Source organism: Burkholderia sp. Ax-1720 (assembly GCF_011753035.1).
Lineage (GTDB): Bacteria > Pseudomonadota > Gammaproteobacteria > Burkholderiales > Burkholderiaceae > Burkholderia > Burkholderia gladioli.
Genome location: NZ_VWWK01000219.1, coordinates 1 through 9993, shown reverse-complemented (window position 1 = coordinate 9993; position 9993 = coordinate 1). Strand labels below are relative to the sequence as shown.

The 9993-nt window shown below is 69.5% G+C and carries 6 protein-coding genes; 2 read left to right on the top strand and 4 right to left on the bottom strand.

The window, feature by feature from the left end; translation table 11 throughout:
- On the bottom strand, window positions 1-531 hold a 531-nt coding region (gene rsxB, locus F3J18_RS32895), incomplete at its 3' end, for an electron transport complex subunit RsxB (protein ID WP_166916281.1).
- 242 nt (window positions 532-773) lie between these two features.
- On the opposite strand from rsxB, the gene F3J18_RS32890 reads away from it, so the two are divergent.
- Entirely contained in the window at window positions 774-1406 is a 633-nt protein-coding gene (locus F3J18_RS32890; RefSeq protein WP_025096530.1) for a TetR family transcriptional regulator, read from the top strand.
- Between the two features lie 115 nt (window positions 1407-1521).
- Here F3J18_RS32890 and phaZ read toward each other — a convergent pair whose 3' ends face one another.
- Together phaZ and F3J18_RS32880 are read right to left on the bottom strand one after the other, a co-directional pair.
- On the bottom strand, window positions 1522-3081 hold the full coding sequence (gene phaZ, locus F3J18_RS32885; protein WP_166916279.1) for a polyhydroxyalkanoate depolymerase: 1560 nt from the start codon (window positions 3079-3081) through the stop codon (window positions 1522-1524).
- Between the two features lie 233 nt (window positions 3082-3314).
- Complete coding sequence (locus F3J18_RS32880) at window positions 3315-5144, bottom strand: glycoside hydrolase family 15 protein (protein WP_166916277.1); 1830 nt, start codon at window positions 5142-5144, stop codon at window positions 3315-3317.
- Window positions 5145-5363: 219 nt separating this feature from the next.
- Here F3J18_RS32880 and F3J18_RS32875 point away from each other — a divergent pair, with 219 nt between their 5' ends.
- Entirely contained in the window at window positions 5364-6572 is a 1209-nt protein-coding gene (locus F3J18_RS32875) for a lactonase family protein (protein ID WP_029949150.1), read from the top strand.
- A gap of 253 nt (window positions 6573-6825) precedes the next feature.
- On the opposite strand, the gene F3J18_RS38345 is transcribed toward F3J18_RS32875, so the two are convergent.
- On the bottom strand, window positions 6826-9993 hold a 3168-nt coding region (locus F3J18_RS38345), incomplete at its 5' end, for a DNA translocase FtsK (protein WP_166916275.1).

Below are 9993 nucleotides of genomic sequence, written 5' to 3'. Positions count from 1 at the left end.
GGCGCGCGCCTCGGCGGCCTCGCGCTCGCGGCGCTGGCGCGCCACGTGCTGGTCGTGCCGCGCGCGCGCCGCGTCGGCCTGCTGCTGGGTCCAGGCATCCCAGCCGGTGTGCTCGCCGGTGACCGGGATCATCGCGATGCAGTCGACAGGGCAGGGCGCCACGCACAGGTCGCAACCGGTGCAGAGCTCGGCCACCACCGTGTGCATCTGTTTCGGAGCCCCGACGATCGCGTCGACCGGGCAGGCCTGGATGCACAGCGTGCAGCCGATGCAGAGCTGCTCGTCGATCACGGCCAGCGGCCGCGGGCGCTCCTCGCCATGCTCGACGGCCAGCGGGATCACCGGCTTGCCGAGCAGATCGGCGAGCCGCTCGATGCCTTCGTGGCCGCCGGGCGGGCATTGGTTGTAGTTGGCGCTGCCGTCGGCGATCGCCTCGGCATACGGACGGCAGCCATCGAAGCCGCACTTCGTGCATTGTGTCTGGGGCAGCAGATCTTCGATGCGATCCGCGAGTTTTCTGGTGTCGGTCACGGTGACGGCGGGGCTGGGCGCGCGCCAGGGCGGGGTGGATCGGCGCGGCCCGAATGGTTCGGCAAAGCGCAATTATCGCCGATTTCCCGCCTTGCGCTCGGCTGCGCCTGTGCGCATAATCAAGGCGCATTTTTTGCTCGACCGCAGCAGGTGCCGCCGCCTACCCGGCCGGTCGGCGCCCCCGGTGCCGGAGGCGTGTGAGGCGCACCGGCAGTGCCGACAGGATCACGCGGGCCCAACCCATGAATCAGCCAAAAATCAAAAGAGATCCCGAAGGAACGCGGCGACGCATCCTGCAAGCCGCCGCCGAGGAATTCGCCAGCGGTGGCCTGTTCGGCGCCCGTGTCGACCAGATCGCCCGCCGCGCCGAAACCAACGAGCGGATGCTCTACTACTATTTCGGCAGCAAGGAACAACTGTTCACCGCCGTGCTCGAGCAGGCCTTCTCCGCCCTGACCGAAGCCGAGCGCGTGCTCGATTTCGACGGCGTGCCGCCGGTCGAGGCCGTCACGCGGCTGGCCCATTTCATTTGGGATTACTACAGGGATCATCCCGAGCTGCTGCGGCTCATCAACAACGAAAACCTGCATGAAGCGCGCTACATTTTGAAGTCGCCGCGCACGCGCGAGATGATCTCGCCGCTGGTGCAGACGCTCGGCAACGTGCTGGCGCGTGGGCAGAGCGCCGGGCTGTTCCGCTCGGACGTCGATCCGCTGCGCTTCTACGTGACCCTGTCGGGCCTGGGCTACTACATCGTCTCGAACCGCTACACGCTGGCCGCGATGCTCGATCGCGACTTCAGCACGCCCGACGAGCGCGCCGAGATGGTGCGCATGAATACCGACATCCTGCTCGCCTACCTGCTGCGCCGCTGATGCCTCCCGGCGGCGCGCCGCGCTTGGCCGCGATTGTCGTTTCCGAAAACAAGAACGCGCCGTTCGGCGGCATGAGCCGAACGGCGCGTTCTCGCGTCTGGCGACGCGGCTTGCCTCAGACCGTCTTGCGCGCGCGCGGCGCGCGTGCCGGCGAAACCTTGGGCGTGGTGGCGGGCTTCAGCGTCTGCTTCGCGGATTTTTTCGCGGCGGCCGATTGGCTGGCCGGCTGGGCGGCGGCGCGACGCGTGGCGGTCGAGCCGCGCTTGGCCGCGGCGGCGCGTCCCGCGCTCGAGGCCGTATCGTGCGCGCTGGCGCCCGCCGGCGCTTCGGCCGCTGCCGGCGTGCCCTGGACACCGTTGCCGGTGCCATGGCCGCCCGCCGAATCGTCGCTGCCCGGCGCCACCGGTGCCGCGCCGTCGGCGGTTTTCGCCGCCGGCTGGTGCTCGCGGATGAATTCGCGCAACTGCGGGTAGATGATGGTGCGCCAGCGGCGGCCCGAGAAGATCCCGTAATGGCCGCATTTCTCGGCGGTCAGGCTGCGGCGATGCTCGCCGGGAATGCCGGTGCAGAGTTCCTGCGCGACGTGGGTCTGGCCGCTGCCGGAGATGTCGTCGAGTTCGCCCTCGATCGTCATCAGCGCGGTGGCCTCGATGTCGGCCGGCTTCACGCGCTCGCCGCGCACGTCCCAGGTGCCCTCGGCCAGGCCGAACTCCTGGAACACGATGCGGATGGTGTCCAGGTAGTACTCGGCGGCCATGTCGAGCACGGCGTTGTACTCGTCGTAGAAGCGGCGGTGCGCCTCGGCATCGTCCTCGTCGCCGCGCAGCAGGCTCTGGTAGAAATCCCAGTGCGATTGCGCGTGGCGTTCCGGGTTCATCGCCACGAAGCCGGTGTGCTGCAGGAAGCCCGGATAGACCTGGCGGCCCTCGCCCGGGTAGTTGGCCGGCACCGTGTGGATCACGTTGTTCTCGAACCAGGCCATCGAGTGATTGGTGGCCAGCGAGTTCACCGAGGTCGGGCTCTTGCGCGCGTCGATCGGGCCGCCCATCATCGTCATGGTCAGCGGGGTGTCCTCGCCGCGGCTGGCCATCAGCGAGATCGCCGCCAGCACCGGCACGGTGGGCTGGCACACCGAGATCACGTGCAGGTTGCGCGCGCCGATGTGGCGGATGAATTCCTGGATGTAGTCGACGTAGTCATCGAGATGGAAGGCGCCCACCTCGACCGGCACCATGCGCGCGTCGATCCAGTCGGTGATGTAGACCTTGTGGTCCTGCAGCAGGGTGCGCACGGTATCGCGCAGCAGCGTGGCGTGGTGGCCCGACAGCGGCGCGCAGACCAGCACCACCGGCTCTTCCTTGAGCTGCCCCACCGCGGCGGAATCGTCCGCGTAGCGCTTGAAGCGCATCAGGCGGCAAAACGGCTTCTCGATGATGGTCTGCTCGACGATCGGGATCTGGTGGCCGTCCTTCTCGATCTGGTGCAGTTCGAATTCGGGCTTCTCGTAATCCTTGCCGAGCCGGTACATCAATTCGTAGGCGGCGGCCCAGCGCGTGGCACCGGGCATCAGCGAGAGCGGGCTGGACGGATTCGCGAAGGATTTCGAGGCCGCCTGGGCCCAGGCGGTCAGCGGACTCAGCAGCGCCCGCTGGAACTCGTGCATTTGGTAAAGCATGAAGAAGGCTCCCGAGGGGAGGACGTCGCGGGCGCATGGGAGGCCGCGGCGCGCGGTGGGGTCCGGGGCCGGACCGCGCGAGCGGCCGGCCAGTCGCGTCGATCATATCGGGTTCCATGCCATGCCGCAATGCAGCATTTTCCCCATGTCGGCCCGATCTTGCGAAGTTTGACGAATCGCGGTCCTGACTTCTTTTTGTCGCAAAACCGGCTGCCCGGAACCCCGGCGCGGCCTCAGCGGCCGTCGGTCTCGACCGCCATCGGCTGGCCGGCGGCCTGGGCCATTTCCTCCTCGTGGTGCATCAGGTTCATGGCCGTGTGGACCAGCGCGACGTGCGAGAAGGCCTGCGGGAAATTCCCGACCTGGCGGCCCTCGACCGGATCGTATTCCTCGGCCAGCAGGCCCAGGTCGTTGGCCAGCGACAGCAGGCGGCGGAACAACCGGTGCGCGTCGTCGATGCGCCCGAGCAGGGCGTAGTTGTCGACCAGCCAGAAGCTGCAGGCGAGGAAGGTGCCCTCGCCGGGCGGCAGGCCGTCGTCGAAATCGGTGGTGCGATAGCGCATCACCAGGCCGCCGTGCATCAGCTCGCGCTCGATCGCCTCGACGGTGCCCACCACGCGCGGGTCGGACGGCGGCAGGAAGCCCACCAGCGGCAGCATCAGCACGCTGGCGTCGAGCTCGTCGCTGCCGTAGCTCTGCGCGAAGGCCTGCTTGGCCTCGTTCCAGGCGTTGGCGCAGACGTCCTCGTGGATCGCCTCGCGCAGCGCGCGCCAGTGGTCGAGCGGCGCGGGCAGGCGGAACTGCTCGGCCGACTTGATGGCGCGGTCGAACGCGACCCAGGCCATGATCTTCGAGAAGGTGAAGTGCTTGCGGCCGCCGCGCGTCTCCCAGATGCCCTCGTCGGGCTCGCGCCAGATCTTCTCGAGATGGGTGAGCAGCGCGCACTGTACCGACCAGACCGTATCGTCGGCCTGCAGCCCGCCCACGCGCGCCAGGTGCAGCGCGGCCATCACCTCGCCGAACACGTCGAGCTGCAACTGGTTGGCGGCGTTGTTGCCGATCCGCACCGGCTTCGAATCCTGGTAGCCGGGCAGCCAGTCGAGCTCCATCTCGGGCAGGCGCCGCTCGCCGGCGATGCCGTACATGATCTGGATCTGCTCGGGCGAGCCGGCCATCACGCGGCCCAGCCAGGCGCGCCAGGCGCGCGCCTCGTCGTAGTAGCCGGCGCGCATCAGCGCGAGCAGGGTGATGGTGGCGTCGCGCAGCCAGCAGTAGCGGTAGTCCCAGTTGCGGGTGCCGCCGATGTGCTCGGGCAGCGAGGTGGTGGGCGCGGCCACGATGCCGCCGGTCGGCTCGTAGGCGAGCGCCTTCAGCGTGATCAGCGAGCGCCGCACCGCATCGGCGTAGCGGCCCTGGATCGGGCAGCGCGAGGACCATTCGAGCCAGTGGTTCTCGGTGCGCGCCAGCATCGACAGCGGCTCGCGCGCCGGCGGCAGGCGCAGGTGCGAGGGCGCGTAGCCGAGCGAGAAGGGCACGCGTTCCTCGGCATGCACGGTGAATTCGGCGACGGTGCGCAGGTTCTCGCCCGCGAGCGGCACCGGGGTGCGCAGCACCACCGTGTCGGGGCCGGCGATCGCCTTCATGCCGGCCTCGCGCGACAGGCGCGTGACCCAGGGGATCGAGAAGCCGTAGTCGAAGCGCAGCACCAGCTCCATCTGCATCGGCACGTGGCCGCGCTTGCCGATCACGATGCGCACCAGCTCGGACCAGCCGTTGCCGGGCGGCATGAAGTCGACCACGGTGACGGCGCCGGTCTCGCATTCGTAGTCGGTCTCGAGGATCAGCGTCTCGCCGCGATAGCGGCGCGAGCTGGCGGTGATGCGCGCCTCGGCGCTCGGGCGGATCAGCCAGCGGCCGTGATCGGGCGTGCCGACCAGGGCGGCGAAGCAGGCGCCCGAATCGAAGCGCGGCCAGCAGAGCCAGTCGACCGAGCCGTCGCGTGAAATGAGGGCAGCCGTGTGTCCGTCGCCGACGAGTGCGTAGTCTTCGATGAGGGCTGGCATGGTGGGCAAATTCTCCGTGATGCTGACGTTTGGCTTTCCGGGCCGGCGCCATCGGTCGACGGCGGCGCACATGGCCCCTTATACTGCGCACGGACGAGGCGGGTAGGGCCGCTCGCATCGTTGAACAATCACAACACTTGAGGCGTTTCGGTGCAAGGAAGTTCCGACGGCCTGGCCGATCAGCACCGGCGCCGCGCCAAATTCGAGAGGTTCATGCGTATGTCATCGCTCAGGCTGGGTCACTGGATCAAGGGTTTCGCCGTGGTGCTGTCGCTGTCCGCGACACACGCGTTTGCGCAGGATACCGCCAATGCGCCGAACGATGCCGTCTACAACCTGCTGGTCGGCACCTATACCGATTCCGGCAGCGACGGCATCTACGTCTATCGCTTCGATACGCGCACCGGCGACGTGTCGACGCCGATCAGCTCGATCAAGACGGTCAACCCCTCCTACCTGCTGCCCAGCCGCGACGGCCGCTTCGTCTATGCCGTCAACGAGCTGCCGGGCGACAACGGCCCGGCCAGCCAGCGCGGCGGCGTGAGCGCCTTCGGCTTCGACGCGAAGACGGGCGCGCTGAATTTCCTCGATCGCGTGTCCTCGGAAGGGAACGATCCCTGCTACCTGAGCCTGTCGCCGGACGGCAAGTACCTGGTGACCGCCAACTACTCGGTGGCGGCCGACCCCGGCGGCAGCTTCACGCTGTTCCCGATCGAGGCCGACGGCAAGGTGGGCGCCTCGGTGCTGAACGTGCATCACGAGGGCAGCGGCCCGGTGAAGGGCCGCCAGGACGGCGCGCACGTGCATTCGACGGTGTTCTCGCCCGACGGCAAGTACCTGTTCGTGCAGGACCTGGGCGCCGACAAGATCTTCGAATACCGCTACACGCCGGACGGCACGCGCGGCCTGATCGGGCCGACCGAGTCGCGCTACACCATCGTGCCGCCGGGCACCGGGCCGCGCCACATGGTGTTCTCGCGCAACGGCCGCTTCGCCTATGTGACCAACGAACTGAAGGGCAGCGTCGACGTCTACGGCTATCACGACGGCAAGCTGAGCCACCTGCAGGACGTCAAGCTGTCCGCGCCGGATTTCCACGGCCAGGAAGGCGGCGGCGCGCTGCACCTGTCGCCGGACGGCCGCTTCCTCTACGCGACCAATCGCGGCGATGCCAACGAGATCGTCGCGTTCCGGATCGACGCGGCCAACGGCAAGCTCGCCTTCGCCAGCCGCCAGTCGACGCTGGGCAAGACGCCGCGCGAATTCCTGATCGATCCGACCGGCAAGTGGCTGATCGTCGGCAACCAGGAAAGCGGCAGCTTCTACGTGTTCCGGCGCGACGTGGCGAGCGGCAAGCTCGATCCGGATGCGCGCAAGGTGGCGCTGAGCAAGCCGGTCGATTTCAAGCTGGTGCCGGTGCAGCAGTAAGCGCGAGCGTCCCCGGACGAACGAACGGGCGGGTCACCCTGGTGGGTGAGCCGCCCGTTTTTCATGGCTTGAAGCATCGTAAGGAAGGTTGCAGGCGCGAAGGTTGCGCGGGCAACGGTCGAGGGCGGCAGGCTGCCGGCGACGCCCCGGAGCAATTCCGGTGCCTCGCCGGTGCCTCGCGGCAAGGGCGGCCATGGCCCGCTCGTGGTCACGAAACCGCGAACGGAAGGCCATCGACCGGATCGCTCGGCCCTTATTCCGGCTGCGGCGGCGCCAGCACCTCGCGGCTGCCGTTGATGCCCATCGGCGAGACCAGCCCCGCCGTTTCCATCTGCTCGACCAGCCGCGCGGCGCGGTTGTAGCCGATGCGCAACTGGCGCTGCACCGAGGAGATCGAGGCGCGCCGCGTGCGCACCACGAAGGCGACCGCCTCGTCGTAGAGCGGATCGGCCTCGGCGTCCGGCGCGTCGCCGAACAGGTCCTGCGCGCCGCCGCCATCCGAGGACGGCCCGTCGAGAATGCCTTCCTCGTATTGCGGCTCGCCGAACTGCTTCAGGTACTCGACGATCCGGTGCACTTCCTCGTCGGCCACGAAGGCGCCGTGCACGCGCTGCGGGTAACCGGTGCCGGGCGGCAGGAACAGCATGTCGCCCTGGCCGAGCAGCGACTCGGCGCCCATCTGGTCGAGAATCGTGCGCGAGTCGATCTTCGAGGACACCTGGAAGGCCACCCGGGTCGGGATATTCGCCTTGATCAGGCCGGTGATCACGTCCACCGAGGGGCGCTGGGTGGCGAGGATCAGGTGGATGCCGGCCGCGCGCGCCTTCTGCGCGAGCCGCGCGATCAGCTCCTCGATCTTCTTGCCGGCCACCATCATCAGGTCGGCCAGCTCGTCGATCACCACCACGATCAGCGGCAGCGGCGAGAGCGGCTCGGGATCCTCGGGCGTGAGCGAGAACGGGTTGCCGATCTTCTTTTCCTTGGCCGCGGCGTCGCGCAGCTTCTGGTTGAAGCTGGCGAGGTTGCGCACGCCCACCGCCGACATCAGCCGGTAGCGCTTCTCCATCTCGCCGACGCACCAGTTCAGCGCGTTGGCGGCCAGCTTCATGTCGGTGACGACCGGCGCGAGCAGGTGCGGGATGCCTTCGTAGACCGACAGCTCCAGCATCTTCGGGTCGATCATGATCAGGCGCACTTCCTCGGGCGTGGCCTTGTAGAGCAGCGAGGCGATCATCGCGTTGACCGCCACCGACTTGCCCGAGCCGGTGGTGCCGGCCACCAGCATGTGCGGCGCCTTGGCGAGGTCGGTGACCACCGGGTTGCCGACGATGTCCTTGCCCATCGCGATGGTCAGTTGCGAGGCCGAATGCTGGTACTGGCGCGAGGCGAGGATCTCGGACAGGCGGATCATCTGCCGCTTGGCATTGGGCAGCTCGAGGCCCATGCAGGTCTTGCCGGGGATGGTCTCGACCACGCGGATCGAGGTCAGGCCCAGGCCGCGCGAGAGATCCTTCATCAGGCCGACGATCTGGCTGCCGCGCACGCCGAGCGCGGGCTCGATCTCGAAGCGCGTGATCACCGGGCCGGCCGAGGCGCCGACCACCGTCACCGGCACCTTGAATTCCTGCAGGCGCTGCTCGATCACCTGGCCGGTCTGGGCCAGGTCGGCCTCGGAGATCGGCTGCATGTCGTCGGAGGCGGGCTCGAGCAGGTCCAGGCCGGGCAGCTCCACGTTCGAGGCGGCCGGGGCGCGGAACTCGAAGGCGTTCGGGTTCGGGGCGCGCGCGGCGGGTTGCGCGGGGGCGGGCGGGGCCGGGGCTACCGGCGTTGCCTGGGCGGCGGCCGGCGCGGCGAAGGCGGAAGGCATGGCGAGCGGGGCTGCCGCGCCCGACGCGGGTTCGGTGCCGGTTGCGTCGGCCTCGCTTGGTGCCGGGGTGACGATGGTGAATTCGGACGTCGATGCCACCCAGGTATCGGTCGCGGTGCTGAAGCCCGACGGGCTCGCGATGATCGGCGCGGCCGGCGTCGCGCTGCCGGCGGGCGTGAAGATCGGCGCGCCGGCCGTGTAGGTGAAGCCGCCTTCGTCCGGGGCGGCTTCCTGCTCGATCGCGGGTTCGTCCGCCGGCGGTTGCGGCGCGGGGGACGGCGGCGTCGTGGCGAACGGTGCGCTTGTCGTCATCGATGCCGTGGTGCCGGTCGGCGTGCTCGTGGCCGGGCTGATGGCCGAGGACGTAGCCGGAGCGGTGGCTGCGGGCAGCGATTCCCATGGCGGGACCGCCGCGGCGTGTTGCGGTGCCGCCGCCGACGTGGAGGGCGAAGGCGCATCCGGGGCGGAGGTTTCGCTCCGGCTGACCTGCGCCTGGGGCGTGTCGACAGCTTGCGGACTTGCCGATGCCGCGAACGGGGTCGACGCTGGCGCGGCGAAGGCCGGGGGCGCGGGGACCGGGATCGTCGCGGGCAGGATCGGGGCCGGCGCTGGCGTCGTAACGGGGGCTTCCGTGGCGGCGGGCGCCGGTGCCGTCGTCGCGGTGGGTACCGCTGGGATGGGCTTGCTGGTGATGGCCGAAGCTTGCGTCGCCGTCGGTTCCGCTTCGGGCTTCGTCGCTGCGAACGGCCTTGCCGGCTCGGCCGGGATCGCCGTCGGCGAGGCCGGCGAAGCGACGGTGGAGGCGATGCCTTGCGTGACCGATGCGGACGACGCTAGCGACGTGGTAGCCGTGGCCGTCGAAGCCGGCGAGTTGGGCGTCAGCGAAGCCGACGTCGATGCCGCCGGCGCCGCGTTGCTGCTCGTCTCGGCCGGTGCCGTGCCGAAGGCGATCGGCGTTGCACGCGTGATGGACGCGTTGTCGGCGGGTTCGGTCGCCGGTTCGCTCGCAGCGGGCGCGGGCGGTGTCGTGGCGAGCGGCTCGTCTTCGAGCGACGCGAGCGGTTCGGCCGTCGTTTCGACGATGACATCGGACGCGGAGGCGGCCCACGACGGCAGCGTCGGCGACAGCGCGTCGGCCGGCATGAAGGTGCTGATGTCGATCACCGCATCGCTGTCGTCGGTCTGGTCGGCCGGGTCGGCCGGGTCGGCGACGGGAGCCGCGGTGGCATCGGCCGATGTCGCCATCTCGAACGCGAGCGGTGTTTCAGCCAGCGGCGCCAGCGCGGCCGGAGCCGGTGCCGCTTCAGCGGCGGGCTCGACCTCGAGCTGGGGCGCACGCGTGGTGAACATGCCGGCAGCCTGCGCGCTGCCCGCCGCGATTTCCGCGGCGGCGTCGCCGCGCGGCGCGACCGTGGTACCGGCCAGCGCGGCCCATTGCGCGGTGCTCGCGTCGATCGAGCGCAGCGTGTCCTGCAGGCTCGGCGAGGGTTCGACCGGCTGCACGGGTTTGTCGGTCCAGGCATAGAGCGGCGCGCGCGCCGGTTGCGCGACGCG